At 74.6% G+C, this 24,929-nt stretch carries 24 protein-coding genes; 13 read left to right on the forward strand and 11 right to left on the reverse strand.

The window, feature by feature from the left end:
* Nucleotides 1-21 precede the first annotated feature (21 nt).
* Together ACFPZN_RS11360 and ACFPZN_RS11365 are read right to left on the reverse strand one after the other, a co-directional pair.
* Complete coding sequence (locus ACFPZN_RS11360) at nt 22-873, reverse strand: DUF72 domain-containing protein (protein WP_378281823.1); 852 nt, start codon at nt 871-873, stop codon at nt 22-24.
* A 10-nt stretch (nt 874-883) separates the two neighbouring features.
* On the reverse strand, nt 884-1,525 hold the full coding sequence (locus ACFPZN_RS11365) for an alpha/beta fold hydrolase (protein WP_378281824.1): 642 nt from the start codon (nt 1,523-1,525) through the stop codon (nt 884-886).
* Between the two features lie 322 nt (nt 1,526-1,847).
* Between ACFPZN_RS11365 and ACFPZN_RS11370 the strand changes: the two genes are divergently transcribed.
* Nucleotides 1,848-2,477, forward strand: coding sequence for a TetR/AcrR family transcriptional regulator (locus tag ACFPZN_RS11370; RefSeq protein WP_378281825.1), 630 nt, complete (start codon nt 1,848-1,850; stop codon nt 2,475-2,477).
* A gap of 18 nt (nt 2,478-2,495) precedes the next feature.
* Here ACFPZN_RS11370 and ACFPZN_RS11375 read toward each other — a convergent pair whose 3' ends face one another.
* On the reverse strand, nt 2,496-3,806 hold the full coding sequence (locus ACFPZN_RS11375; RefSeq protein WP_378281826.1) for an amidohydrolase family protein: 1,311 nt from the start codon (nt 3,804-3,806) through the stop codon (nt 2,496-2,498).
* Between the two features lie 228 nt (nt 3,807-4,034).
* Here ACFPZN_RS11375 and ACFPZN_RS11380 point away from each other — a divergent pair, with 228 nt between their 5' ends.
* A complete protein-coding gene (locus ACFPZN_RS11380; RefSeq protein WP_378281827.1) occupies nt 4,035-5,123 on the forward strand; it encodes a S1C family serine protease in 1,089 nt (362 codons plus the stop codon).
* Here the strand turns inward: ACFPZN_RS11380 and ACFPZN_RS11385 are convergent, their stop codons facing one another.
* Both ACFPZN_RS11385 and ACFPZN_RS11390 read right to left on the reverse strand, forming a co-directional pair.
* Nucleotides 5,124-6,623, reverse strand: a complete 1,500-nt coding sequence (locus ACFPZN_RS11385; RefSeq protein WP_378281828.1) for a helix-turn-helix transcriptional regulator — start codon at nt 6,621-6,623, stop codon at nt 5,124-5,126. It abuts the gene before it with no gap.
* A gap of 118 nt (nt 6,624-6,741) precedes the next feature.
* Complete coding sequence (locus tag ACFPZN_RS11390) at nt 6,742-7,233, reverse strand: ATP-binding protein (protein WP_378281829.1); 492 nt, start codon at nt 7,231-7,233, stop codon at nt 6,742-6,744.
* Between the two features lie 253 nt (nt 7,234-7,486).
* Here ACFPZN_RS11390 and ACFPZN_RS11395 point away from each other — a divergent pair, with 253 nt between their 5' ends.
* A complete protein-coding gene (locus ACFPZN_RS11395) occupies nt 7,487-8,671 on the forward strand; it encodes a S1 family peptidase (RefSeq protein ID WP_378281830.1) in 1,185 nt (394 codons plus the stop codon).
* On the opposite strand, the gene ACFPZN_RS11400 is transcribed toward ACFPZN_RS11395, so the two are convergent.
* On the reverse strand, nt 8,668-9,213 hold the full coding sequence (locus ACFPZN_RS11400) for a beta-class carbonic anhydrase (RefSeq protein ID WP_378281831.1): 546 nt from the start codon (nt 9,211-9,213) through the stop codon (nt 8,668-8,670). The genes ACFPZN_RS11395 and ACFPZN_RS11400 overlap by 4 nt on opposite strands.
* Nucleotides 9,214-9,502: 289 nt before the next feature.
* On the opposite strand from ACFPZN_RS11400, the gene ACFPZN_RS11405 reads away from it, so the two are divergent.
* The 3 genes from ACFPZN_RS11405 to ACFPZN_RS11415 are packed head-to-tail and all read left to right on the forward strand — an operon-like array spanning nt 9,503 to nt 12,176.
* Nucleotides 9,503-10,375, forward strand: coding sequence for a Rossmann-fold NAD(P)-binding domain-containing protein (locus ACFPZN_RS11405; RefSeq protein WP_378281832.1), 873 nt, complete (start codon nt 9,503-9,505; stop codon nt 10,373-10,375).
* Nucleotides 10,375-11,379, forward strand: coding sequence for a right-handed parallel beta-helix repeat-containing protein (locus ACFPZN_RS11410; RefSeq protein WP_378281833.1), 1,005 nt, complete (start codon nt 10,375-10,377; stop codon nt 11,377-11,379). Before ACFPZN_RS11405 ends, ACFPZN_RS11410 begins: the two co-directional genes overlap by 1 nt.
* Nucleotides 11,380-11,408: 29 nt before the next feature.
* Entirely contained in the window at nt 11,409-12,176 is a 768-nt protein-coding gene (locus ACFPZN_RS11415; protein ID WP_378281834.1) for an FkbM family methyltransferase, read from the forward strand.
* On the opposite strand, the gene ACFPZN_RS11420 is transcribed toward ACFPZN_RS11415, so the two are convergent.
* The gene (locus tag ACFPZN_RS11420; protein ID WP_378281835.1) at nt 12,177-13,301 is read right to left on the reverse strand and encodes a CapA family protein; all 1,125 of its coding nucleotides are present in this window, start codon (nt 13,299-13,301) and stop codon (nt 12,177-12,179) included.
* Nucleotides 13,302-13,519: 218 nt separating this feature from the next.
* On the opposite strand from ACFPZN_RS11420, the gene ACFPZN_RS11425 reads away from it, so the two are divergent.
* The 3 genes from ACFPZN_RS11425 to ACFPZN_RS11435 are packed head-to-tail and all read left to right on the forward strand — an operon-like array spanning nt 13,520 to nt 18,709.
* A complete protein-coding gene (locus ACFPZN_RS11425) occupies nt 13,520-15,154 on the forward strand; it encodes a Scr1 family TA system antitoxin-like transcriptional regulator (RefSeq protein WP_378281836.1) in 1,635 nt (544 codons plus the stop codon).
* Nucleotides 15,151-17,313 (forward strand): ATP-binding protein, encoded by a 2,163-nt coding sequence (locus ACFPZN_RS11430; RefSeq protein ID WP_378281837.1) that lies wholly within the window; start codon nt 15,151-15,153, stop codon nt 17,311-17,313. Before ACFPZN_RS11425 ends, ACFPZN_RS11430 begins: the two co-directional genes overlap by 4 nt.
* 37 nt (nt 17,314-17,350) lie before the next feature.
* Nucleotides 17,351-18,709, forward strand: a complete 1,359-nt coding sequence (locus ACFPZN_RS11435) for an NAD(P)/FAD-dependent oxidoreductase (protein WP_378281838.1) — start codon at nt 17,351-17,353, stop codon at nt 18,707-18,709.
* 22 nt (nt 18,710-18,731) lie between these two features.
* Here the strand turns inward: ACFPZN_RS11435 and ACFPZN_RS11440 are convergent, their stop codons facing one another.
* The gene (locus tag ACFPZN_RS11440) at nt 18,732-19,289 is read right to left on the reverse strand and encodes a GNAT family N-acetyltransferase (protein ID WP_378281839.1); all 558 of its coding nucleotides are present in this window, start codon (nt 19,287-19,289) and stop codon (nt 18,732-18,734) included.
* A complete protein-coding gene (locus ACFPZN_RS11445) occupies nt 19,286-19,876 on the reverse strand; it encodes a CGNR zinc finger domain-containing protein (RefSeq protein ID WP_378281840.1) in 591 nt (196 codons plus the stop codon). The genes ACFPZN_RS11440 and ACFPZN_RS11445 overlap by 4 nt, the downstream gene beginning before the upstream one ends.
* A gap of 230 nt (nt 19,877-20,106) precedes the next feature.
* On the opposite strand from ACFPZN_RS11445, the gene ACFPZN_RS11450 reads away from it, so the two are divergent.
* The 4 genes from ACFPZN_RS11450 to pip all read left to right on the forward strand — a co-directional run bounded on the left by ACFPZN_RS11450 (nt 20,107) and on the right by pip (nt 23,437).
* Nucleotides 20,107-21,075, forward strand: coding sequence for an AraC-like ligand-binding domain-containing protein (locus ACFPZN_RS11450; RefSeq protein WP_378281841.1), 969 nt, complete (start codon nt 20,107-20,109; stop codon nt 21,073-21,075).
* A gap of 116 nt (nt 21,076-21,191) precedes the next feature.
* Nucleotides 21,192-21,581 carry a VOC family protein gene (locus ACFPZN_RS11455; RefSeq protein WP_378281842.1) on the forward strand — a complete coding sequence of 130 codons (390 nt, stop codon included), beginning with the start codon at nt 21,192-21,194 and terminating at the stop codon, nt 21,579-21,581.
* Between the two features lies 1 nt (nt 21,582).
* Complete coding sequence (locus tag ACFPZN_RS11460; protein WP_378281843.1) at nt 21,583-22,404, forward strand: alpha/beta fold hydrolase; 822 nt, start codon at nt 21,583-21,585, stop codon at nt 22,402-22,404.
* A gap of 76 nt (nt 22,405-22,480) precedes the next feature.
* Complete coding sequence (gene pip, locus ACFPZN_RS11465; RefSeq protein ID WP_378281869.1) at nt 22,481-23,437, forward strand: prolyl aminopeptidase; 957 nt, start codon at nt 22,481-22,483, stop codon at nt 23,435-23,437.
* 9 nt (nt 23,438-23,446) lie between these two features.
* On the opposite strand, the gene ACFPZN_RS11470 is transcribed toward pip, so the two are convergent.
* Entirely contained in the window at nt 23,447-24,223 is a 777-nt protein-coding gene (locus ACFPZN_RS11470; RefSeq protein ID WP_378281844.1) for a VOC family protein, read from the reverse strand.
* Nucleotides 24,224-24,313: 90 nt separating this feature from the next.
* Nucleotides 24,314-24,820 carry a hypothetical protein gene (locus tag ACFPZN_RS11475; RefSeq protein ID WP_378281845.1) on the reverse strand — a complete coding sequence of 169 codons (507 nt, stop codon included), beginning with the start codon at nt 24,818-24,820 and terminating at the stop codon, nt 24,314-24,316.
* Between the last annotated feature and the right edge of the window lie 109 nt (nt 24,821-24,929).

Raw genomic sequence — 24,929 nt, forward strand, 5'->3', positions numbered from 1 at the left:
GCCGGCCGGACCGGCGCCGCCTCAGAAGAGGGTCGGCGGCTCGGCGGGCACCGGCTCGGGCAGCGGTTCGAGCTCGGGCACCAGCTCCCGCACCTCGTCGTGGAACCGGCGGGCGAGCATCAGCGCCTCGGCGTTGTCGGGCGTGTGGACGAACACCGTCGGCGAGCGCCCCTCGCGCAGCCACTCCGCGACGGTGCCGGTCCAGTGCCGCCAGCCCTCGACCGTGCGGGCGGTGTCGTCCCGGCCGAGGTAGCGGACGATCGGCCGGTCGGTCAGGGCCGCCGAGCGGCGCGGCACGCGCGGCTTCTTCGTCCACGCGTCGCGTTCGGCGTCGCTGGTCGGCGGGCTCCGGAAGAGGGTGGTGGTGTCGAACGGGATCCACTCGGCGCCGACGCCCGTGAGCACCTGCTCGAGGAACCGCCGAGAGCGCCCGTCCTCGAAGAAGTCGCGGTGCCGCACCTCCACGCCGTACCGGTGCGAGCGGGGGAGCCTGCGCAGGAAGGCGGCCAGTGTGCCGAGGTCGTTCGGCGTGAACGACCCCGGCAGCTGCACCCAGAGGGCGTGGGCGCGCGGGCCGAGCGGCTCGATCGCCGTCAGGAACGCCCGCAGCTCCTCCTCCGCGCCGGACAGGCGCCGTTCGTGGGTGATCGACTTGGGCAGCTTGACCACGAAGCGGAACTCGGGCGCGGTCTGATCCGCCCACGACCTGACCGAGCTCCGCGACGGCGTGGCGTAGAACGTCGTGTTGCCCTCCACGGCGTTGCACCAGCTCGCATAGGACATCAGACGTTCCCGGGGCGGGAGCGGATGGGGCAGGTAGCGCCCCTGCCACGGCGCGTGCGTCCACATCGCGCATCCCACATGAAGCCGCATGAAGCAGACGCTATCGGAGCGGGCGCCGCGCCGCGTCGGCCGCCAGCCGGCCCAGGGCCTCCGCCAGCCGGGTGAGGCCGGGCTCCTCGACCGGCAGGTGCCCGCAGCCCTCCAGCATCACCAGCCGCTTCTCGGACGCCAGCCGCTCGAAGAAGGGCAGGCTCAGCGCGGCGGGCGTCCACCGGTCGTCGGCCGGATGCGCCAGCACCACCGGGCAGGCGGTGAACTCCTCGGGCTCCACCTCCGGGGCCGAGGCCAGGTACGTGCGCAGGAAGCGCAGCGAGACGCGGCCGCCGCCGCCCAGCCGGTCCCGGGCCACCGCCGCGTTCAGGTCGGGCCGGTTGGCCATCGCCGACATCCGGGCGATCCAGCGGATCGGGACGCGCACGCCCTCGAAGGGGCGCAGCGCGTTCATGACCGGTCCCGCGTAGGTGCCGAACGGGCCGAACCGGGCGGCGGCGGCGCGCGCGGGCGCGTGCCGGACGTCCAGCAGGCAGGTGACGGCGAGCCCGTCCGCGCCGGCCCGCGCGACCGCGCTGTAGGCGAGCATCCCGCCGACGCTGCCGCCCACCACCAGCACGGGCCGCCCGTCGCGCTCCCGCTCCTCCCGGATCAGCTCCTCGGCGAGGTCGACCCAGGCCCCGTAGGTCACCGGCCGCCCGTTGCACCGGGTGCGCCACCTCCGCCCGCTCGACCAGGCGCGCGTACGGCAGCATCATGCGCCCGTGCCCGCCCGCCCCGTGCAGCACCACCACCTTCACCGCCGCGCCGGGGTCCCGCACCCGCTCCATGTGCACGTCCATGCCGCGCCAGCGCCGCCACTCCGATTCGGAGGCCGGGCCCTCGATCTCGCGCGCCCATCGGGGGAAGAACCCCAGGTAGTCGACCGTCATCACCGCTCCTTGCGCCGTTCCGCCGGATGCCGTGACAATAGTGAGCAATTGCTCGCGTTTCTACTCGCGTTAGGCCCCCCGATGCCCGGCACGCCCAAGCGGCTCCGTCCGCGTAAAAGCCCACGTCAGAAGCGTTCGGCCCAGACCCGGGAGCAGATCCTCGAAGCGGCTGCTCGCGTTTTCGTCGAGCACGGCCACGCGGCGGGCACCACCAACCGCATCGCCGAGGCCGCGGGACTGTCGATCGGCTCGCTCTACCAGTACTTCCCGAACAAGGACGCCATCCTGCTGGAGCTCGCGCGGCGGCACGTCGACCACGGCCGCCGGCTCGCGGAGGCCGCCGTCCGGCGCGGGCTGCCCGCGGCCTGGGACGAACGCGCCACCGTCCTGGTCGACGTGGCGCTCGGCGCGCACGACGGCGACCCCCGGCTGCACCAGGTGCTGTTCGAGGAGTCGCCGCGCCCGCCCGCGCTGCTGGCCGAGCTCCGCGCGCTCCAGGACTCGCTGGTCGGCCTCGTCGCCGGCCTGCTGCGCGAGGACGGCACCGTGCGCGTCCCCGACCCCGACCTGACCGCCTGGTTCCTGGTCGCCGCCGCCGAGTCCCTGACGCACCGCTACCTGGCCGACCGGCCGACCGCCGACACCGAGGCGTTCCGCCGGGAACTGACCGGCCTGCTCACCCGCCTCGTACACCCCGCACCGGCCGGGTGAGCCGGCCCGCCGGCGCCGCTACTCGGGCGGCGGCGTGCGGTCGACGGCGCGGCCGTTCTTCCAGACGGCCGCGATGGCGCGCGCGTCGGTGATGTCGGTGGTGGGGTCGCCGTCCACCAGCACCAGGTCGGCGCGCAGGCCGGGGGCGATGCGGCCGCGGTCGCCCAGGCCGAACGCGCGCGCCGGGACCGAGGTCGCCGCGGCCAGCGCCGCGCTCGGGGAGAGCCCGGCGCGGACCAGGTGCCCGAGCTCGACCAGCATGCTCACGCCGTTGGCGTTGGCGCGGACGGGCGCGTCGGTGCCCGCCAGGATCGGCACGCCCGCGGCGTGCAGCCGCCGGACGTTCGCCGAGCCGATCCCGAGGAAGTCGGGGCGGCCCGGACGGTCCGGCGGCTCCTGCGCGAGCAGGTACTCCTGCGTCGGGCTGAGCCAGGGGGTGATCCGGTCGTCGGCGAGCAGGTCCTTGGCGCCTGCGCCCCAGTCGACGACCGACAGGGTCGGGATGACGAACGCCCCGGCGCGGCGGATCTCGGCGACGCCGTCCGGGCCGCCCTCCACGTCCCAGAAGACGTGCGCGAGACCGTCGGCGCCCGCGCGGACGGCGGCCAGGGAGAGCTCCAGCTTCTCGGTGTGGACGACCGCGCGGCGGCCGTGCCGGTGCGCCGCGGCGATCACGCGCCGGAGCTGGTCGCCGGTCAGCGTGGGCAGCGGCGGCCGGGGCGGCGGCGGGCCGTTCTCCAGGATGACCTTCACGAAGTCCGAGCCCTCGGCGACCCGGTCGGCGACGAACCGGTCGATGTCGGTGTCCGCGGTCACCCGGGGGAAGTCCCAGCCGGGCTGGAGGGGGTGGCCGCCGGGCACGGTGACGCCGACGCCGGCCGACCACAGGTCCGCCCGCCGGGCCGGCGCCGTCGACCGGCGCCGCCGGCGGGCCTCGGGAAGCCCCGCCGGGTCGCCGAACATCTCGAGCTCGGTGGTGACCCCGAACCGCAGCGCGTCCGCCGCGCTGCCCTCGAACGCGTGGACGTGGCAGTCGATCAGGCCGGGCAGCAGCGTCCGGCCGCCGCCGTCGTACACCCGGTGGCGCGGGGACGCCGGCACGTCGCCGACCGCGGCGATCAGGCCGTCCACCACGAGCACGGAACCGCGCCCCCGCGGGCGCAGGCCGTCGAAGACGCGGACATCGCGGATGAGGAGGGGGCCGGGCCCGCCCGCCCTGGCCGGGGCCGCCGCGGCCGCCCGCGAGGCCGCCACGGGCGACGCGGCGGCGGCGACGGCCAGGCCGGACGCGAGGGACAGGACGCGGCGGCGTGAGGTTCGTGGTTCCATGCGCCCTGACGCTACGAAGCCCGGCCGCGGCGGGATAAGCGACTTTCGTCGCCGCCCGGCCGACCGAAGTAGCGGCCTTCGGCACGGTCGTGCACACCGTCCCGGGCCCGGGACGGAGCGTTGACGCGTTCTTTCCGTCGCGAGGGCTTTGCCGCCCCGGCCCGCGGGCAGATCCGTCCCGCCGCCCGCGGCCCGCGGGACGGCCGCGTGACCGTCGAAGGGACTGGGATGGGGCTGAGGGCCGGACCGGCCGGCACGATGCCGCCGGCCACGGTGCCGGCGGCGGTGGTGCTGCTGGTCGCGCTCGTGACCGCGGGCTGCACGGACGGCGACGGGCGCGCGGCGCGGTCCGGCGCCACCGGCACCGCGGAGGCCCAGGGCACCGCGGGCGCCACCGACCTGGAGCGCCGCTTCGAGCGGACCGTCACCGCCGTCCTGCCCTCGGTCGTGCAGATCAGCACGGACTCGGGCGAGGGCTCCGGCGTGGTGTACGACGACGACGGCCACATCGTCACCAACGCCCACGTCGTGGCCGGCGCCCGCCGGATCGAGGTCACCCCGGCCAGCGGCGGCGGCCCGCTGCGCGCCGAGCTCGTCGGCGCGTTCAACGCCGACGACCTCGCGGTGGTGAAGGTCGCCGGCGGGAAACCGCCCAAGGCGTCGTTCGGCGACTCGAACGCCCTCAAGGTCGGGCAGCTCGTGCTGGCCATGGGCAGCCCGCTGGGGCTGGCGGGCAGCGTCACCAACGGGATCGTGTCCGCCATGGGCCGCACCGTGTCGACCCGTCCCGGCGGCGCCTTCCCGGGATCGACGATCGTCCAGGCGATCCAGACCAGCGCCGCGATCAACCCCGGCAACAGCGGCGGCGCGCTGGTCACGCTGGACGGCCGGGTCGTCGGCATCCCCACCGCCGCCGCCGGCGACCCCGAGGGCGGCGGCCCGGCCCCCGGCATCGGCTTCGCCACCCCGAGCGCGACGGTCGCGGCGATCGTGCCCCAGCTGATCGCGCACGGCAAGGTCACCAACTCCGGCCGGGCGGCGCTGGGCGTCACCGTCCGCACCGTGGCCGACCTGCGCACCGGCGAGCCGGCCGGGGCGGAGGTCGTCGAGGTCGCCCGCGGCGGCGGCGCGGCCAAGGCGGGGATCAAGCCCGGCGACGTCATCATCGCCTTCAACGGGACCGGGACGCCCACCGAAGAGGCCCTCACCCAGGCCGTCGCCGGCCAGAAGGCCGGGGCCGCCGCCAAGGTCACCCTCGTCCGGGACGGCGCCGAACGCACCGTGGACGTCACCCTCGGGAAGCTCCCCGCCGGCTGATCACACGGCCAGGCCGTGGGCCGCGGCGTCGAAGCGGGAGCAGAACTCCACGTCCCCGATCCGCTCCGCGGCGCCGCGCACGGCGCGCAGCCTGGCCAGCGGACGCGCCGAAGTCATCCCGCCGGCCAGCCCGGTGATGACGCACAGCCCCGTCCGGATCGCCTCGGCCACGTCCCCCTGCTGCAGGAGCGCGTTGGCCAGGTAGCCCGCCGCGCACAGGCGGTTGCGGGGGCTCAGCGCCGCATCCTCCAGGGAGTTGCGGTGGATCTCCACCGAGCGGCCGGGGGCGCCCAGGCTCAGGTGGCCGGTCGCCTCCGCCGCGTCGACCTCGCCGGGGGTGACGAACTCCGTCCAGGGCAGGTCGGCCGGGTGCTCGCCGTGGTCGAGCTCGCGGCGCGCCTGCGCGACCGCGCCGCGGAAGCCCGCGGCCTCGCCGTCGTTGGCGTAGGCGACAGCCAGCCGGATCGACACGAGCGCGCGCAGCCGCGGCGAGGGCTCGTGCTCGGCGACGGCGGCGGCCAGCTCGGCCAGGCGCCGCGCCTCGCGGGCCACGCCCTGGCGCCGGGTGGTCCACGCCAGGTGGTTGGCCTGCATCGCCATGGTGGTCAGGATGTGGGTCTGCAGTTCGGTCTCGCCGCTGCTCCCGGCCAGGACGTGCGCCTCGTTGTAGAAGGCGCGGGCGGAGACCTGGTCGCCGGAGTCGAAGGCGGCCCAGCCCGCCTCCTCGGCCAGCTCGCCGGTCACCACCAGCAGCCGGTGGCCGACGCGCGCGCTGTAGTCGGACTCGTCGAGCATCCTGCGGGCCCGGGCGAACTGCCGGCGCGCCTGGACGAAGACGGCCCCGCCGCCCAGCTCCTGGTCGCGGTCGCGGAGCCGGTCCAGTGACGCGCGCAGGTAGCGGACATGGGCGTCGTCGACTCGCGCCGGAACCTCGAAGGCGGGCAGCGCGGCGGCGGCCGCAGGGCCCGCCGCCATGCCGTTGAAGTCCCAGCGGTCCACCTGGTCTCCCTCTTCTCTCTCGATCCTCTCGACGGCGTCGGTCTCGCACCCGCCGGTCTCGCCCCCGCAGGTCTCGCCACCGCAGGTCAGGGTGGCGTCCGGATCCCCCAGGATCAGCGGCGCCAGCGCCTCGCGCGGCATGTCCACCGCGTCCGCGCAGGCCAGGAGCTCGCGGATGTCGTACAGGGTGCCGCGGGTGCCCTTCTCGATGCGCGACACCGTGGACTGCGACCAGCCCGCGACCAGGAGCCCGAGCTCCTCCTGGGACAGCCCCGCGGCGGCGCGCACCAGCGCGACGACGGCGGGGACGTCCACGCGGGAGAGCGCCCCCCGCATCGGCGCGGAATCCCAGATCCAGGTGGGGGCTATGCCCCTGCCGTCACGGGCGGCCTGCAGGCAGGGACCGCAGAGGGGGCCGTGGTTGTAACGCGACAGCCGGGTGCCCTTGCACGACACGCAGGCGCGCTGCCCGCCGGTTCGTGTCGGACGGTCTTCCTGCACGAGTCGCCTCCGTTCGGACATGCCGTGAACAGCGCGCTCCGGGTGCAGGCCGGCCGCCTGTCGCGGCCCCCGCCGACCGGTGCGTCTCATCCTGGGGCAGCCCCTCGGGTGACGCAAGTCACTCTGGCAACTCCGGCCCCAGCTGCCACCAGGCGGTCACCGTTTTGCCGCCGTCCGGGCAGGTTCGGCAGGTCCAGCCGCTCGCCAGCGACGCCACCAGCAGCAGCCCGCGGCCGCACTCGTCGAACGTCGCGGCCGCCGCCGGGACGGGCCGCGCGTCGACCGGGTCCCAGACCTCGCAGACCAGCCGGCCGGGGGTCCGCCGCAGCAGCAGCCGCACCTTCGGCGGGGGGTCGGCGGGATCCGGGGCGCGGGCCGCCGCGGCGGCCGCGCAGGCGACCGCCTGCACCGCGTTGGTGACCAGCTCGCTGGCGACCAGCTCGCAGTCCTCCACGAGCGCGTCGAGGCCCCACTTGCGCAGCCGGGCGGCCATGAAGCGGCGGGCGTCGCCCGCCGCGCCGGGGACCGCGGGCAGCTCCAGCCGCTCGCGGCCCCGGCCGGCCCCGTCGGGATCATGGGTGGAACGGGGGGACGGCGACGATGGTGGCATTGGCACCTGCCGTTCAGCGCTTCGCGTGGTCATGGCTCCCGATCCGATGCTCACTGTCCGTCGTGGTCCGCGAACAGAGAGTGAGAACCGGTCCAGCGTAAGTCCGCTCGGCCGCGCGCACCATGCCAAAGTGTCATGCGTGCTTTCTGGTGAAAACCAGTGGCTCCCCGCTCTTCGTCCCGAGTCTTGAACTCCTCCGCACGGCGCTCCGTATCACCCCCACATGGAACGGAAGCCGGAGCCGGGAGGGCTCATGAGGCGTCGGAACGCCGCTCGGAGAAGCCGTCTGCGCACGATGGCCAAGGCCACCGCGGTGGCCGCCGGGACCGCGGGGCTCGCGGCCGGATCGCTGTACGCGGTGCGGGCCGCCGGGGCGCCGGAGCGTCCCGGCGAGCAGGTGGCCAGGCTCGCCGGGGACGTCCAGGCCGGGGAGGGACGCGCGGGAGCGGCGCGCGGCCCCCGGGCGGCGGCGCCCGCGCGCAGGACCGCGACGCTCGCCGGCGTGCTGACCGGCCGGCTCGGCGCCGCCCGCACGACAGGCGCCTACCTGGACCGCGCCGGGCGCACCGTCGTCATGGTCACCAACGCCGCCGACGCCGGCCTCGTCCGCGGGGCCGGGGCCGTGCCGAAGATGACGCGGCGGAGCCCGGCGGCCCTGACCGGTGTCACCACCGCGCTGCGGCGGTCGATGGGGACGGTGACCGGCACCGGCTGGGCGGTCGATCCGGCCACCTCGCAGGTGGTGGTGTGGACCGACGCCACCGTCACCGGGACGCGGATGGCCGCCGTCCAGAGGACGGCGCGGCGGATGGGCGCGGCGGTGCGGACGGTGCGCGTCCCGGGACGGCTCGGCACGCTCGCCCTCGGCGGCGACGCGATCTTCGGCCAGGGGTCGCGCTGCTCGCTGGGCTTCAACGTCCGGCGGGGCGGCGAGGACTTCTTCCTCACCGCCGGGCACTGCGGCAACGCCGTCCGCACCTGGACCGCCGACCAGCAGGGGAACCGGCCGCTCGGGACCACGGTGCAGAGCAGCTTCCCCGGCGACGACTTCGCCCTCGTGCGCGCCGAGGCGGGCGCCGCGGGCGACGGGGCGGTCAACCTGTTCAACGGTCAGACCAGGGACATCGCCCAGGCGGGCGAGGCCGTCGTCGGCCAGCAGGTGGTGCGCAGCGGCAGCACCACCGGCGTCAGCACCGGCCGGGTCACCGCCGTCGGCGCGACCGTCAACTTCCCCGAGGGCACCGTCACGGGCATGATCCAGACCACCGTCTGCGCCGAGCCGGGCGACAGCGGCGGGCCGCTGTTCAGCGGGACCACCGCGCTGGGGCTCACCTCGGGCGGCTCGGGCGACTGCCGCACCGGGGGCGTGACCTTCTTCCAGCCGGTCACCGAACCGCTGGAGCGGTTCGGCGCCGAGGTCTCCTCACCCCGAAACTAACCCCGGAACAAGCTCGGCGGCGGGGCGGCCGCCCGGTCGCCGTCCGCCGGCCACCGCGGGCGCCGCACCTCGTGGGTGTCGACATCGTAGACGCAGCCGCAGATCGAGTCGCGGTACGGGATGGTCCGGTCCGCCTGGATCCTGCGGATCGACCGGTCCACGTCCTGGTCCACGTTCGTGAACGCCTCCAGCGCCCAGTCGGGCCGCAGCCTGGTGTCCGCCTCGATGTCGTCCTTGAACGCGGTGTCGGTGATGCCCGCCATCTCGCACCTGGTGTGGTGCATGACGATGATGTGCCGGGTGCCCAGCTCGCGCTGGCTGACGACCAGGCCGCGCCGCACGTCCGGGGTGGTCACGCCGCCCGCGTTGCGCAGGACGTGCGCGTCCCCGGTCTTCAGGCGGAGGATCTCGTAGGGGTTCACGCGGGTGTCCATGCAGGTGACGACGACCAGCCGCAGCCGGGGTTCCCTGCCGTCGGGCCCGGCCGCGGCCAGGTCCGCGTGCCACTCGGCCTCGGCGAACAACTCGTCCAGCACGTTCATCCGGGTCTCCCCTCGTGTCGGTGGGCGGTGTGACGCCTCGCCGCCCCAGAGATCACTATGGGGACGCGAATTCCAACCTCGGGCAGTGGCAGGGCAAAACCTGATCGATGTCGGTGTTCGTCCGCTTCCGCCGATCGCCGGAACCATTGAGTCGATCAATCTTGGGCCTTTCTTGGGCGCGGCCGGAGAACGGATGATCGGCGCTTTGGCCGCCGTCTCGTAGAGTGCGCGGAAGTCGGCGGGTGCGGTCGCCGGATCGCCCGGCCGGGCACCGCCGACGGAATCGGGAATGAGCGTGGCGAACATCGTCGTGATCGGCGCCGGCGTGGTGGGGACGGCCACCGGCCGTGGCTTCCGCCGCCATGACCACAAGGTCACCTTCGTCGACACCGACGCCGCGGCCCGGCACCGGGCGGCCGAACTCGGATTCCTGGCGGTCGAGCCGGAGGCGCTCGATCTCATGGACGTGAACGCGGTCTTCGTGACCGTCTCCGCGCCGGCCGGTGAACGGGGAGTCGACCTGACGCATCTGCTCGACGCGTCCCGCGCCCTGGGCACGGCCCTGGCGCACACCACGCCCGACACCTTCACCGTCGTCGTCTACCGGTCCACGGTCCCGCCCGGCACGACGCGGAAACTGGTCACGGTCCTGGAGGCGGCCTCCAACGGGAAGGCCGGCGTCGATTTCGGCGTGGCGTACTGCCCCGAATACCTCAGGGCCGGAACGGCGTACGAGGATTTCATCAATCCGCCGCTGGTGTCGGTCGGGGTGGTCGGCGGCGACGAGCTCACCGGCGAGATCGTGTGCGATCTCCACCGCCCCTTCGGCCGGGCCGTGCAATTCCTCGGGGTCGAGGAGGCGGAATTCCAGAAGTACGTCCACAACCTGTTCAACGCGGTCAAGATCTCGTTCTTCAACGAGATGCGGGGCATCGCCTCGTGCCTGGAGATCGACGATTCCGACGAGGTCTTCAGGATCACCGCGATCACCGCCGAGGGCATGTGGAACCCCTGCTACGGGATCGCCGACCTCGGGCCCTACGGGGGCGCCGGTCTGCCCAACGACGCCGAGGCGTGGCTGAAGGAGATGGAACGGATGGGTGTCAGGTCGGCATTGGTAGAGGCCGCGCGGGCGGTCAACGTCCGGCTCGGGGGGCGCTGATGCGCGCCCCCGGCCGGTCGCCGTCCGCCGTGGTCGCCGTGGTCGCCGCGACCACCGTGGTCGCGGGGGCCGTTCCCGGCATGGCGCGTGCGGCCGCCCCCGGAACGGGATGCTCCGCGCCCACCGTGACCGTCGACGGCCCGGAACGGCTCGCCGCGGCGCTCGCGGGCGCGAGGCCCGGCGATGTCATCCGGATCGCCGACGGCACCTACGACGGGAACTGGACCGCCACCACCCCGGGCACCGAGTACAGGCCCATCTGGCTGTGCGGCGGCCCGAAGGCGGTCCTGACCAACGGCGGCCACCGGGGCGGCCACGGGCTGCACCTGGACGGCGCGTCATGGTGGCACGTGCACGGTTTCTCGGTGGCGGCGGCCAGGAAGGGCGTCGTCGTCGAGCGGGCCGAGCACGTCACCCTGGAAGGGCTGAACGTCCACGACGTGGGCGAGCAGGGCATCCACCTGCGCCGGCACACGACGGGCTCCTTCGTCTCGGGGAACACCGTGTACGGCACGGGGCATGCCGGCTCGCAGTGGGGCGAGGGCGTCCAGATCGGTTCCGATGACGTCGACTGGCCGGTCCACACCGAGGGCCTGCCGGATCGCAGCGACCGCAACATCGTCGCCGGCAACACGATCCACACGACGACCGCCGAGCCGATCGCCGTCAGGGAGGGCACCAGCCGCGGGCTGGTCGTCGGCAACGTCCTCGACGCCGGCGCGGGCGGCGACGGCTGCGGCGAAGTCAAGGGCAACGACTGGGTGTTCTCCCACAACGCCTGCACCGCCAGCCGCACGGACGGCTGGCGGACGCACCGCACGCGGGTCGGCGGCCACTGGGGACTGCGCACCGTCTTCACCGGCAACGAGGTCGCCCTCGCCGGGACGTCCCCCGGCTACGGCTTCAAGATCGACGCGCCGGCGGAGGTCCGCGCGATCGTGAACTGCGACAACACGGTGACCGGCGGCATGTTCGCCAACGTCGGCTGCGTGAGTTGGCCGTGAGCGGCGACCCCGCGCGGTAGTGTCGGCGGATGCTGCTCCGCGCCTGGGGAATCGCCCGGTCACTGGTCATGTACCACGGCATACCGGGAAAGCACCGCCGCATGCTGCGCCTCTACGGCGAGTTCCTCGGGCCGGGGGACGTCGCCTTCGACATCGGCGCCCACGTGGGCAGCCGGGTGCGCGCCTGGCGCCGCCTGGGCGCGCGGGTGGTCGCGGTCGAGCCGCAGCCCGACTGCCTGGGCGTCCTGCGCCTCTTCTTCGGCCGCGACCAGGGGGTCACGATCGTCCCCGAGGCGGCCGGGGCGCGCCCGGGGCGGGCGCAGCTCGCGCTGTCCACGGCGACGCCGACGGTCTCCACCATGTCGCCCGGCTGGATCGACTCGGTGACGACCGACCGCGGCTTCGCCCGGGTGCGGTGGGACCGCTCCGTCGAGGTCGAGGTCACCACCCTCGACGACCTCATCGCGGCGCACGGGACGCCGGCCTTCCTCAAGATCGACGTCGAGGGCTTCGAGGCCGACGTGCTGGCGGGGCTCACCCGGCCCGTGCGGGGGCTGTCGTTCGAGTACGTGCCGTCCGCCCACGAGGCGACCCTGGAGGCGCTGGCCCACGTCGAACGGCTCGGGCGGCTCGGGCCGCTCGGCGACGCCGGCGGTTACCTCTACAACTACTCGCCCATCGAGACGATGCGGCTGGCGAGCGAACGCTGGCTCGAGGCGGACGACCTGGTGCGGCGGCTCGAACGCATCCGCCCCCGGGGCCGCTCCGGCGACATCTACGCCAGGCTGCGGGGCTGATCAGCCGGGCCGGCCGGCCCAGTCCAAGGTGAGCGTCCCGTCGGAGCCGAGGCGGGTCCGGGGGCCGAACGCGCGCCCGGCCCGGTCGAGGGACGCCCCCAGCCAGGCGGCCTCCGCCGCGGAGGCCCGGCACAGGCTCATCCGCCGCGCCCGCAGGGGCACCATGCGCAGCCGCTCCAGCGTGCCCGTGCCGGGCCGGACCGAGGCCAGGTACAGCAGCCGCAGATCGTCGCGGAAGCCTTCGAAGCCGGAGATCCCCTCGTAGTCGTTGACCAGGTCGCCGCAGCCGTACAGGACGAGCTTGCCGCGGTGGACCTCCACCGGCCGGGGGTGGTGGGAGGAGTGCCCGTGGACGAGGTCCGCCCCGCCCTCCAGCAGCGCGTGCGCGAAGCGGACCTGGTGCCGGGGGACCTCGTACCCCCAGTTGGAGCCCCAGTGGATCGAGACCACGACGATGTCGTCCGGCCGCCTGACCCGCCGTATCCGCTCCACGACCGCCGCGGCCCCCGCGTAGGTCGGCTCCGCCACGAACGCGACCCCGGATCGGCCGGCCGCCGCGGCCCACCCCGGGTCGATGCCGCTGGAGGCCATCCCGCACGAGAAGACCAGGACGCGGCCGCCGCGGGGCAACTCGACGGCCACCGGACGCCACGCCTCCTCCAGGTCGAGCCCGGCGCCCGCGGCGGGGAGCCCGGCGGCGGCCAGCGCGTCGAGCGTGTCGGCGAGCCCCTCCCTGCCGAAGTCCAGGACGTGGTTGTTGGCCAGCGCGCACGCGTCCGGGCGGGCCAGGGCCAGGCAGGGCAGGTTGCCGGGGGCCATCCGGTAGTGCACGGTCTTGCCCGGCTCGAAGCGGCCGCCCCGGGTGACGCCCGTCTCCAGGTTGAGCACGCGCGCGTCGGGGGCGGCCTCGTCCAGGACGGCCAGGGCGTCGCCCCAGGGCCAGCCGAAATCGGCGTGGCGCGGGACGGGGCCGTTGGCGGTCTCGGCCAGCGCGACGTAGTCCCGGGCGTCGCGGACATACCCCTCCTGGAGTGAGGGATCGCCGGGATGCGGCAGGACCTGGTCCACCCCGCGGCCGAGCATGACATCGCCGCACAGGGCCAAGGTCACCGGCTCGATGCCCATTTCCCCAGGATAGGCCGCGATTCCCGGCCCGTGCCCGGGGGGATCCGGGCCGCCGGTCGCGGCCGCCCGATCGGCATCATCCGGCCAATCGCCCATTCCGCCGGGAGGAGGCTGGCACACTGCCTGCTACGCCTGCGACGCCTGCGACGCCGTAGGACAGTGCGCCCGGGAGGTCCCCGGGGACCGGTGCCAGGGACCGGTGTCACGGAAGGGACGACGTGGCCGTCGACGACTCCGCGCCGGGCTCGACGGTGCGCCGTCTCGTCCTCGGCGCCCAGTTGCGGCGGCTGCGGGAGGCGTCCGGCATGACCCGGGACGAGGCCGGATACGCGATCCGCTCGTCCGGATCGAAGATCAGCCGGCTGGAGCTGGGACGCGTCGGCTTCAAGGAGCGGGACGTGGCCGACCTGCTCGCCCTGTACGGCGTCACCGACGGTCCCACCCGGGAGACGATGCTGCGCTGGGCCCGGGAGAGCAACCTGCCCGGGTGGTGGCAGCGGCACGGCGACGTGCTGCCCCCCTGGTTCCAGACCTACCTGGGCCTGGAGAAGGCGGCCTCGCTGGTCCGGACGTACGAGATCCAGTTCGTGCCGGGCCTGGTGCAGACCCCCGACTACGCGCGCGCCGTGTTCCGCCTCGGCCACCCGGACGCCGGCGAGGAGGAGATCCGGCGCCGGGTCGAACTGCGCATGCGGCGCGGGCGGCGGCTGTGGGGCCCGGACGCCCTGCGGCTGTGGACGGTCATCGACGAGGCGGCGCTGCGCCGTCCCCTCGGCGGGCCGGAGGTGATGCGGGGCCAGCTGGAGTACCTGCTCGCCCTCTCCCGTCGGCCGAACGTCACCATCCAGGTGATGCCGTTCCGCTTCGGGGCGCACGCGGCCGAGGGCGGGGCGTTCACCATCATGCGGTTCCCGGACCCCGAGGTGCCCGACGCGGTCTACCTGGAGAACCTCGTCGGCGCCGCCTACCTGGAGAAGTTCGAGGACCTGGACCGCCATCTGCAGGCGATGGAGCTGCTGGCGCTCCACAGCGCGTCCCGCGAGGCGTCCCGGGAGCTGCTGACCGAGCTCCTGGCCGAACCGCCGGGCGGGCGCGACGGGGCGGCGGGGACGGCGGAGGGCTCGGTGCGCGCCGAGAGCCGACGCCTGGTGCCGGTGTCCGCGGAGCGGCGGGGCGGCGACGGGCAGGCGGTCGTCCGGACCCCGTTCGGGCTCAGGGCGCTGGTCGTCGACGCGCTGGGCAAGGGGGAGGCGGCGGCGCGGGCGGCCGGGACCGTCCTGGACGCGTTCCGGGAACTGGCCCCGCACGAGCCGGCGCTGCCGGGGCTCGCCGAGCGGCTGCACGCCGTGCTGGCGCATCCCGGCGACACCGGCGACGCCGTCACCGCGCTCCTGCTGTCGGTGCCGGAGGACGCGGGACGCGCCGAGATGGTGTGCTGCGGCCATCCGCCGCCGTTGCTGCTGCGCGACGGCCGGGCGTCGGTCCTGGAACCGCTGCCGGTGCTGCCCCCGCTCGGGCTGCTGGACCTGGCCGGCTGGTGTGAGGAGACGACCGTCCCGTTCGGGGCGGGGGACCGGCTGCTGGTCTGCGCGAACGGTGTGACGCTGGCCCGGGACGCGCAGGGCGGCAGCTTCCCGTTCGCCGAATGCGCGGCGGAGCGGGCGGGCGACGACCCGGCTCGGATCGTGGACGACCTCATGGCGCGGCTCCTCGGCCACGTGTCGGGCCGTCTCGAGGACGAGGCCGGCGTGCTGCTGGTGCACGCGGAGCGCGGAACCGGCGAGACCGGCGGAACCGGGGAGACCGGTGCGGCGGGCCGCGTCCCGGTGAGGGAGGAGACGAGGCGGGCATGACCGAATCCATGACCCGGCGCGGCGGGAACCTGCCGGCCGAGACGACCGGTTTCGTGGGACGGCGCCGCGAGCTGGCCGAGCTCACCGGCCTGTGCCGCCGCCCCGGGCCCGTCACGGTGACCGGGGTGGGCGGGGTCGGCAAGACCCGCCTCGCGCTGCGCGCGGCCCGCGACCTCGCCGCGGAGTTCCCGGACGGGACGTGGCTGGTCGAGTTGGCCGGGCTGCGCGACGGCGCGCTCCTGGGCCACGCGGTCGGCCGCACGCTCCGGATCCCCGACCAGACGGCCCGCCCCCGGCTCGACGTCATCGCCGACCATCTGGCCGGCACGAGGCTGCTGCTGGTCCTCGACACCTGCGAGCACCTGACCGAGTCCTGCGCGCCGCTGGTCAGGGCGCTGCTGGACGCCGCCCCCGGCGTGCGCGTGCTGGCCACGGGCCGCCGGCCGCTCGGGCTCGACGACGAGCGGACGCTGACGCTCAACCCCCTGCCCGCGGCGCCCGCCTCGGCTTCTGCCGTGCGCTCCGACGCGGTGACGCTGTTCGAGCAGCGCGCCGCGGCGCGCGTGCCGGGTTTCGCCGTCACGGAACGGAACCTCGACACCGTGGCCGGGGTGTGCCGTCGCCTGGAGGGCATCCCGCTGGCCATCGAGCTCGCCGCGGGGCAGCTTCCGGAGCTGTCCCTCGACCAGCTGGCGGCCCGGCTCGACGACCGGTTCCAGGTGCTGGTTGACGACGGCCGCGACGAGCCGTCCCGCCACCGTGCGCTGCGGACCACGGTGGGCTGGAGCCACGAACTGTGCGCGCCGCGGGAACGGCTGCTGTGGGCGCGCCTGTCGGTCTTCCCCGACGACTTCGACTTGGAGGCCGCCGAACGCGTCTGCGGCGACGACGTCCTGCCCATGAACGCCGTGCCGCAGCTGGTGGAGGGCCTGGTCGGCAAGTCGGTCCTGGCGCGGAGCGACGACGCCGCCCCGGGCGGTGCGACGCGCTACCGGATGCTGGACACGCTGCGGCAGTACGGCGCCGAGTGGCTGCGCGAGCTGGGCGAGCAGGACCTCATGGCGCGCCGGCACCGCGACTGGTACCTGCGGCTGGCCGAGTGGGGGGAGCAGCACTGGTTCGGCTCCGTCCAGACCGAGGTCTTCCGGCGCCTCTACAAGGACCACGTGAACATCGGCGCCGCCCTCGACCACTGCCTCACCGCCCCCGGCCAAGCGCGCACCGGCCTGCACATGGCCGCCTCCCTGTGGTTCTACTGGGTCGGGTGCGGGTTCCTGGACGAGGGCCGCTACTGGCTGGACCGTGCACTGGCCCTGGACACCGAGCCCAGCGGTACCCGCGCCAAGGCCCTGTGGGTGAACGGCTACGTCGCCATCAAGCAGGGCGACAGCGCCGGCGCGGTCGCGCATCTGGAGGAGAGCCAGGCCGAGGCCCAGCGGACCGACGACCGCACCGCCCTGGCCAACGCCGTCCACCGGCTGGGCTGCGTCGCGCTCGTCAACGACGAGCACGCGCTCGCCGAGGTGCTGTTCAAGGAGACGCTCGCGCAGTACGAGGCCCTCGGCGAACTGAACGCGAGCGTCATCATGGCCAGGGTGGAGTTCGCCATGAACACCGCCTTCCAGGGCGACCTGGAGGCCGCGGCCGCCATGTGCGAGCAGGTCCACGCCGTCTGCGAAGAGCACAACGAGCAATGGGTCAGGGCCTACGCCCTCTACGTGATGGCCTTCGCGGCCCTGACCGGGGGCCGCCTGGACGAGGCGGAGCGGCTCACCCGCGCGTCCATGCGGATCAGCCACACCTTCCACGACCTCGTCTGCACCGTGCTGTCCATCGAACTGCTCGCGCTCGTCCGGGTCATGGGCGGCGACGGGCGTGACGCGGCGGCGCTGCAGGGCGCCGCGGGGCGGATCTGGCGCACCGTCGGGCTCCCCCTGTTCGGGTCGGCGTACTTCAACGCGCCGCACGGCCAGTGCGAGACGCACGCGCGGGAGGCCCTGGGCGACCGCGAGTACGAGGCGTTCCACCGGGCGGCCTCGCGCCTGGGCCTCGACGAGGCGGTCGCGTTCGCCCTGGGGGACAGGCCCAGGCCCGACCCCTCCGAACCCTCCGCGCCGCCGCGTCCCCCCGCGAAGCCGTCCGGAGCCGTCCGCCGCTGAACGGCCCGTCACGTCACAAAGCCTGGAGGCACACACTGTGGGAACGTCCCGCGAGCACGCCGTCGTCATCGGGGGGAGCCTGGCCGGGCTGCTGGCCGCCCGCGTGCTGAGCGACCACTTCGACCGGGTCACCCTCGTCGAGCGCGACCGGTTCCCCGACGCCGCCGCCTACCGGCCGGGCGTCGCGCAGGGCCGCCACCTGCACGTGCTGTGGAGCCGCGGCATGGAGATCGCCGAGCGGCTGTTCCCCGGCCTGGAGGAGGAGCTGCGCACCGCGGGCGCCCCGGTCCTCGGAGTGCCCTCCGACCTGCTGTGGATGACGCCCGGCGGCTGGCGGCGGCGGTTCGAGGTCACCCGGCTGCTGACCTTCAGCCGGGAACTGCTCGACTGGTCCGTCCGCGCCCGGCTGGCCAAGTTCGAGAACGTGACCGTCCTGGACGGCCGCGAGGTGACCGGCCTGCTGCCGTCCGCCGGCGGCCCCGGTGCCGGGGTCGGCGGGGTCGAGGCGCGCGAGCACGGCACCAGGGCGGACGCCGAGCCGCTGCGGGCCGACCTGGTCGTCGACGCCTGCGGCCGCGGCTCGCGCGCCCCCGAATGGCTCGGCCGGCTCGGGTTCCCCGAGCCCCCGCAGACGAAGGTGGACCCGCTGCTGGGGTACGCCAGCCGCCGCTACGCCGTCCCGCCCGGATTCGACCCCGGATGGAAGGCCCTCTACCTCCAAGCGGACGCGCCGAACGGCACCCGCACCGGGGCGCTGTTCCCGCAGGAGGGCGGCCGGTGGATCGTCAGCCTGTTCGGCATGGCCGGGGACTACCCGCCCACCGACGACGAGGGCTTCCTGGAGTTCGCCAAGTCCCTGCGCAGCCCGCACCTGTACGAGGCCATCAAGGACGCGGAGCCGCTGACCCCCATCACCAGCTACCGCCGTACCGCCAACCACCGCCGCCACTACGAGAAGCTGTCCCGCCTGCCCGAGGGCTTCATCGCCCTCGGCGACTCGGTGTGCGCGTTCAACCCCCTCTACGGGCAGGGCATGAGCGTCGCCGCCATCTCCGCCCTCACCCTGGACGACGCCCTGCGCAGCGGCGCCGCGCCGACCAGGATCGCCCGCCGCATGGCCAAGAACGCCGCCGGCCCCTGGCTCATCGCCACCGGGGAGGACCTGCGCTATTCCACGACCAAGGGCGCCTCGGCCGGGATCAGCACCCGCGTCATCAACCGGTACGTGGCGCGCGTCGTCAGGCTCGCCAACGTCGACCACCACGTCTGCACGCGCATGGTGAACGTCCTGGCGCTCACCGCCCCGCCCCAGTCGCTCTTCAAGCCGGACGTCCTGTGGCGGGCCGCGACCACCCGCGTCCAGCCGCTGGCGGCCCCGGACGACCACCCGGTCTGAACGGCCGCGTGAAGGCTCGCCGTCAGCCGGGAAGGTCTGCGGGGGAGCCCGGCCGGTCGATCCGGTGGAGGTAGTGCGCGCGGTCGTCGATCGGGTTGTCGGGCTCCAGCTCGCCTTCCGCGATCCGGCGCAGCCCCGCCTTCTCCAGCGCCCGCCAGGAGGCGCGGTTGGCCGCCACCACCGGAACGATGATCGACGAGCCGCCGGGATGGTCGTCCCAGGTCCGCTCGACGAACGCGCGGATCATGCGGGGGCCCAGACCGCGGCCGATCAGGTCCGGCTCGCCGATCAGGTAGTCGATCGACAGCGCGCCCTCGGGGACCTCGGTGATGGCGGCCAGGTCGGCCAGGTACTCGGGGTAGTCGGCCAGCCGGCACCGCTGCACCAGCCCGAACGGCCGCCCGTCGAGCAGCGCCAGGAAGTCCTCGGAGGGCTCCTCGCCCCGGACCGCGGGACCGAAGTCGCGGGCCACCGCCTCCGGCGAGGTCTCGTGGTGCCACCACCGCGCCACCCGCGGCTGCTCCAGCCAGCGGCGCAGCAGCGGGAAGTCCGGTTCGCCGAGCCGCCGCCATGTGATCATCGGGATCCCTCCGGGGCGGCGCGCCGCCTGTAGTAGCGGGCCTGCCGGTCCCGGTGCCCGCAGGACGGGTGGCACCAGCGCCGGCGCGAGTGGTTCTTGACGAACAGCATCGAGCAGCCCGGCCCGCGGCACCGCCGCAGGTGCTCCGCCCGCTCCCCGGTCAGCAGCTCGATGCACGAGCCGGCGATGCGGCCGAGGACGGCCGTGCCGCCGCCGGTGTCGTCGAGCCACTGGACGGCCGGGGCTCCCCCGGCGGGCCACTCCAGCCGCGGATAGGCCGGCGCGGCCCGGGCGAAGTCGTTGACCCGGCTGACCGCCGCCTGGCCGGGGGCGCGGCCGTCGGCCGCGGCCGAGAGCAGGTCGTGGACGGCGTCGCGCAGGGAGTGCACCCGTCCGGCGCGGCGGTCCAGGCCCGTCGGCGGCGTCGTCGCGAGGCCGTGCGCGTCCCAGACGCAGGCGAACCACTGGTCGATCCAGGCCGCCTCGCCGAGGAAGTCGGTGCGCTCACCGCCGCCGCCGTACAGCGTGTTCGCCAGCTCCACCGGCAGCGGTTCGGTCCCGAGGATCGGGAAGTCCGGACACTCCATGATGCTGACGGTAGCAAGGTCTTCCAACCATCACATCTCATTTAGGGGGTCATGCCGCATCGGGGCGAACCTGGACGCCTTCGTCGCCTCGGTCGTCGCCTGATCAGCGGATGCGCGGTGAGGGGCGATGCCCGGGGAATGGCCGGACACGGCCGGGCAAGAGCCGATCAAGGCCCTTCCGGGAGGTTTGAACCACGTGCAACGATGAGCCGGCTTTCACGGGAGGTGCGTTGGCTGTCCTCATCCATGCCGGTGACATACCTGCCGCGCGGCGGGTGCAGGCCTGGCTCGACGTGGTCTGCGACACCCTGGGGCCGCTGGATGTGCGGATGGACCCGGACGTCCCCCTGGAGGGACGGATCGAGGCCGCCCAGCTCGGCCCGATCGGCGTCGGCAGGATCCAGACCTCGACGCCGCACGGCGTTCACCGCACGCCCGGGCTGATCCGGCGGGGCGGGCCGGAGCCGTACCGGGTGGTGCTGGCGCTGTCGGGGACGATCCTGCTCGGCCAGGACGGACGGACGGCGCGGCTGGGCAGCGGCGATCTGGCGGTCTACGACTTCGCCCGCCCGTATGAGCTGGTCTACGACTCGGCCGTCCGGCTGGCGGTCTTCAGCCTTCCCCGGGAAGCGCTCGCCGTGCCCGCCGACACGGTGCGCCGGCTCACCGCCGTCGCGCTCTCGGGGGACGGCGGCACCGCGGCGCTGGCCGCGCCGTTGCTGCGCCGGGTGGCCGAGGACGTGGAGACCTACCGGCCGGCCAGCGCGACCCGGCTGGCCACGGTGGTGACGGACCTGCTCACCACGACGGTCGCCGAGCATGCGTCGCAGGTCGCCGAGCTGGAGCCGGAGACCCGCGAACGGGTGCTGCTGCAGCGCGTCCACGCGTTCGTCGAACAGCACCTCGGCGACAGCGGCCTCAGCCCGGCGATGGTGGCGGCGGCCCACCACGTGTCGCTGCGTTACCTGCACCGGCTGTTCGAGTCGCAGGACACCACGGTCGCGGCGTGGATCCGGCACCGGCGGCTGGAACGCTGCCGCCGCGACCTGGCCGACCCGGTCCACGTCGACCAGTCGGTCAGCACCATCGCCGCGCGGTGGGGGCTGCCCGATCCGACCCATTTCAGCCGGCTGTTCCGGCGCGTGTACGGGACGCCGCCGGCCGAGTACCGCAGGGCGTGCCTGATGCCGGGCGGCTGAGCCCCGGCACGGATCGTCAAGCGCCCGGCGCTCAGGTGCAAGCCCGGCCGCCGCGCGATCGGCAGACTCGTGGACATGGCAGGCCGCAAGGCCGCGACCTCCGGGAAGGAACGGAAATGTCCACCCTGTTCGTCAACATGGCCGTCAAGGACCTCGACCGGTCCAAGAAGTTCTTCACCGCGCTCGGCTTCGACTTCTTCGGGATGACCGACGACATGGCCTCCGTGGTCATCAGCGAGCGCACCCAGGTCATGCTGCTGGCCGAGCCGACGTTCGCCGGCTACAGCAGGAACCGGGTCGCCGACCCGGCCGAGACCACCGAGGTGATCCTGGTGCTCGGCCTCGACGGCCCCGCGGAGGTGGACGAGCTGTTCGACAAGGCGGTGGCCGCCGGCGCGACGGCCGTCGGCGAACCGCTGACCGAGGGCCCCCGCTACCAGCGCGGCTTCACCGACCCCGACGGCCACCAGTGGTCGGCGCTGTGCCTGGTCAACCCGGCCGGCTGAGATGACGGCGACTCCGGCTTCGATCGTCACGGGGACTGCGGCCTCGGCCGACGGCACGCCGATCGTCTTCGACCGCGGCGGTGCCGGCCCGGTGCTCGTCCTGGTGCACGGCGCCTTCACCGACCGGTCCCATCCCGTGCTCGCCGAGGTGGCGCGGACGCTGGCCCCGTGGTTCACGGTGATCAACTACGACCGCCGCGGCCGCGGGGCCAGCGGGGACGCCCGGCCCTACGCCGTCCAGCGGGAGATCGAGGACCTGGCCGCGGTCATCGAGGCGGCGGGCGGCACGGCGATGGTGTTCGGCGGCTCCTCCGGCGCCGCGCTGGCGCTGCGGGCCGCCGCCCGCCTCCCGGCCATCACCCGCCTCGCCCTGTGGGAACCGCCGTACCACGTCGACCCCGGCGCCCCTGAGCTTCCGCACGACTTCGCCTCGCGCCTCACCGCCCTGGTGGACGGGGGAGCGCGGGGCGAGGCGGTGGAGCTGTTCATGGTCCGGGCCGCCGAGGTCCCCGCCGACCTGGTCGGCGCGATGCGCGCCGACCCGTCATGGCGGCAGATGGAGGCACTCGCCCACACCCTGGCCTACGAGGCGGAGGTCATGGGGCCCGGCAACCCCCTGCCCGCCGGCACGGCCGCGTCGATCGAGCAACCGGTCCTCGTCCTCAACGGCCAGAACAGCCCCGCGTGGATGAGCAACGCCGGGACCGCCCTCGCCCGGGCCGTCCCCGGGGCCGTCCACCGGACGCTCCCCGGCCAAGACCACGATGTCGCCGCCCAAGCGCTGGCCCCCGAACTGCTCGAGTTCTTCGCCAGGCAGACGTGACACCCCTGCACGTCGTTCGGTGTCATGGATAGTGTTTCGCCCTGAGATGGGACGACGTCCAAGGGGGGCCATGCGCCTGAGGGATTACTATCCGCCGGTCGAGCCGTACGACTCCGGGCTCCTCGATGTCGGTGACGGCAACGAGATCTACTGGGAGACCTGCGGGGACCCCGGCGGCAAGCCCGCGCTGTTCCTGCACGGCGGCCCCGGCGGCGGACTGCTCCCCGACAACCGCCGGTTCTTCGACCCCGCCGCGTACCGGATCGTGCTGTTCGACCAGCGCAACTGCGGCCGCAGCCTGCCCTACGCGGGCGACCCGGCGGTGTCGCTGGAGCGCAACACCACCGCGCACCTGGTCGCCGACATCGAGCGGCTGCGCGAGCACCTGGGGGTCGAGCGCTGGCTGGTCTTCGGCGGCAGTTGGGGCACCACGCTCGCCCTGGCCTACGCGCAGGCCCATCCCGGACGGGTGAGCGAGCTGGTGCTGCGCGGCGTGTGGCTCGTCCGGCCCTCGGACGAGGCCTGGGCGTTCACCCCCGGCGGCGCGGCCCACCTGTTCCCGGGCGAGTGGGCCGCGTTCCGGGACGCGATACCCGCCGCCGAGCAGGACGACCTCGTCGCCGCCTACGGCCGCCGCATCACCGACCCCGACCCCGCGGTCCACCTTCCCGCCGCCCGCGCCTGGATGGCCTGGGAGCTGTCGGCCAACACCCTGCTCCCGATGACGCCGCCCGACCTCGGCGACGCCCTGATCCTGGCGTTCGCCCGCATCACGCACCACTACATCAGCAACGGCGGGTTCCTCCCCGGCGAGGGCCTCCTGGCGGGCGTCGACCGCATCCGGCACGTCCCGGCCGTCATCGTCAACGGCCGCTACGACGTCAAGACGCCCCCGGACCAGGCCTGGGACCTGCACCGGGCCTGGCCGGAGGCCGAGCTCCACATCGTGGAGGACGCGGGCCACGGCGGTTCCGAACCCGGCACCCGCCACCTCCTCATCGAGGCCACCGACCGTTTCCGCGACGCCCGCTGACCGCGGCGGTCACCGGGGCGGCTGGACGACGGCCAGGGACGCGCCCGTCGGATCGGTGAGGAGGGCGTGCCGGCCGTGGGAGGACTCGGCGCAGGGCCGCGCGACCGAGCCGCCCAGCCGCTCGGCCTCGGCGCACGCCGCGTCGCAGTCGGCGACGACGAAGCAGGGCGTCCAGTACGGCGGCTCGTCCTCGGCCTCGCCGGCGGCGCACACCACGCTGGCGATCGGCCGGCCGGTGCTCGTCCACTCGAAGCAGACCTCGCCGGAGGCGCCCCGGACCCGCGCGGGGTCCGTCCAGCCGAACACCCGCCCGTAGAACCGCCCGGCCGCGTCGGCGTCCCGGCTGACCAGCAGCACGCAGGACATCGTGCCCGGTTCCCCGGCCACGGCCGCGCCGGGGAACCGGGACGGGCGCCACAGCCCGAACCCCGCGCCCTCCGGGTCCGTCGCGAGCGCCATGCGGCCCAGGGAGCCCGCGTCGACGCCGTCGAGCAGCACCAGCCCGCCCGCCTCCCGCACCGCCGCCGCGGCCTTCCCCATGTCGGCGACCTTGAAGTAGCAGGTCCAGGTAGGGGTGAGCGAGTCGTCGGTGAGCGCGTCCATCCCCGCGACCTCGGGCCCGTCCGCGTCCCCGCCGAGCGTGAACATCTCGTACCCGGAGACGCGCTCGTCGGTGAGCGGGTGGGAGCCCCAGCCGAACAGCCCGCGGTAGAACGCCCTGGACTCGGCCGGGTCGGGGCTGGCCAGCTCCACCCAGCCCGGCTCGTACGACGTCGTCCCGGGCATGGCCCACCCCCTTCCGCGCTCCCCTCCACGCTACGGGCGCGCAGGTAAACGACCACGGGACGATCGGAATCCTGTTTCCCAAGAAGTCCGTCATCTCCGTCGCGTGCGGCGTGAGGAACCGGAACCGGGCCGGCGGCGGGCGGGTTCGGGGGCCAGCCGCCCCGCGACGACGACCCCGTACAGCACGTGGTCGATCGCCACCGCCGTCCGCCAGGTGACGCGGCGATGGCGCGCGGGCCCGGTGCCCAGCACCGGGGCGATCGCCAGCTCGTAGCCGAGCCAGATCACCAGCCCGTAGGCCGGTCCCGCCAGCACGTGGAAGCGCACGCGCTCGGGGAGCAGGCCGAACACCACGCCGCCGCCGGTCCCGTAGAACCAGTGCGCGATCTCCGTCAGCGCCTCGCGCTGCCGGTCCGGCAGCCGCTGGAACCACTCGGGGGCGTGCTCGGCGACGATGGCCTCGGGCGGGCTCTTCTGATGCGGGCCGGCCGCGGCCGTCACGGTCCGGGCACCCGTCATGGCCATGGCCGCCACGAGCCCCCGGGCCCCGGCGCGGGCGACCGCGCGAGCCCGTCCGGCGTGCTGGGAAGCGTGCATTTCCCCGGCCTCCCCGCCAGGGCTTCCGATATCCCGAATTTCTCCGGCGGGCGCCGGCCTTTTCCGGTAGGTGCGGCCGTCACCTAGGGGCGCCCGTCACTTACGCGGG

Origin of the sequence: Actinomadura rugatobispora (genome assembly GCF_042656285.1) — a bacterium.
GTDB lineage: Bacteria > Actinomycetota > Actinomycetes > Streptosporangiales > Streptosporangiaceae > Spirillospora > Spirillospora rugatobispora.

Bases quoted from the DNA above. Each gene is read 5' to 3' on its own strand.
- ACFPZN_RS11360 (WP_378281823.1), bottom strand. From the start codon at position 873: ATGCGGCTTCATGTGGGATGCGCGATGTGGACGCACGCGCCGTGGCAG.
- ACFPZN_RS11370 (WP_378281825.1), top strand. From the start codon at position 1,848: ATGCCCGGCACGCCCAAGCGGCTCCGTCCGCGTAAAAGCCCACGTCAG.
- ACFPZN_RS11375 (WP_378281826.1), bottom strand. From the start codon at position 3,806: ATGGAACCACGAACCTCACGCCGCCGCGTCCTGTCCCTCGCGTCCGGC.
- ACFPZN_RS11380 (WP_378281827.1), top strand. From the start codon at position 4,035: ATGGGGCTGAGGGCCGGACCGGCCGGCACGATGCCGCCGGCCACGGTG.
- ACFPZN_RS11390 (WP_378281829.1), bottom strand. From the start codon at position 7,233: ATGCCACCATCGTCGCCGTCCCCCCGTTCCACCCATGATCCCGACGGG.
- ACFPZN_RS11395 (WP_378281830.1), top strand. From the start codon at position 7,487: ATGAGGCGTCGGAACGCCGCTCGGAGAAGCCGTCTGCGCACGATGGCC.
- ACFPZN_RS11400 (WP_378281831.1), bottom strand. From the start codon at position 9,213: ATGAACGTGCTGGACGAGTTGTTCGCCGAGGCCGAGTGGCACGCGGAC.
- ACFPZN_RS11405 (WP_378281832.1), top strand. From the start codon at position 9,503: ATGAGCGTGGCGAACATCGTCGTGATCGGCGCCGGCGTGGTGGGGACG.
- ACFPZN_RS11410 (WP_378281833.1), top strand. From the start codon at position 10,375: ATGCGCGCCCCCGGCCGGTCGCCGTCCGCCGTGGTCGCCGTGGTCGCC.
- ACFPZN_RS11415 (WP_378281834.1), top strand. From the start codon at position 11,409: ATGCTGCTCCGCGCCTGGGGAATCGCCCGGTCACTGGTCATGTACCAC.
- ACFPZN_RS11420 (WP_378281835.1), bottom strand. From the start codon at position 13,301: ATGGGCATCGAGCCGGTGACCTTGGCCCTGTGCGGCGATGTCATGCTC.
- ACFPZN_RS11430 (WP_378281837.1), top strand. From the start codon at position 15,151: ATGACCGAATCCATGACCCGGCGCGGCGGGAACCTGCCGGCCGAGACG.
- ACFPZN_RS11440 (WP_378281839.1), bottom strand. From the start codon at position 19,289: ATGATCACATGGCGGCGGCTCGGCGAACCGGACTTCCCGCTGCTGCGC.
- ACFPZN_RS11445 (WP_378281840.1), bottom strand. From the start codon at position 19,876: ATGGAGTGTCCGGACTTCCCGATCCTCGGGACCGAACCGCTGCCGGTG.
- ACFPZN_RS11455 (WP_378281842.1), top strand. From the start codon at position 21,192: ATGTCCACCCTGTTCGTCAACATGGCCGTCAAGGACCTCGACCGGTCC.
- ACFPZN_RS11460 (WP_378281843.1), top strand. From the start codon at position 21,583: ATGACGGCGACTCCGGCTTCGATCGTCACGGGGACTGCGGCCTCGGCC.
- ACFPZN_RS11470 (WP_378281844.1), bottom strand. From the start codon at position 24,223: ATGCCCGGGACGACGTCGTACGAGCCGGGCTGGGTGGAGCTGGCCAGC.
- ACFPZN_RS11475 (WP_378281845.1), bottom strand. From the start codon at position 24,820: ATGCACGCTTCCCAGCACGCCGGACGGGCTCGCGCGGTCGCCCGCGCC.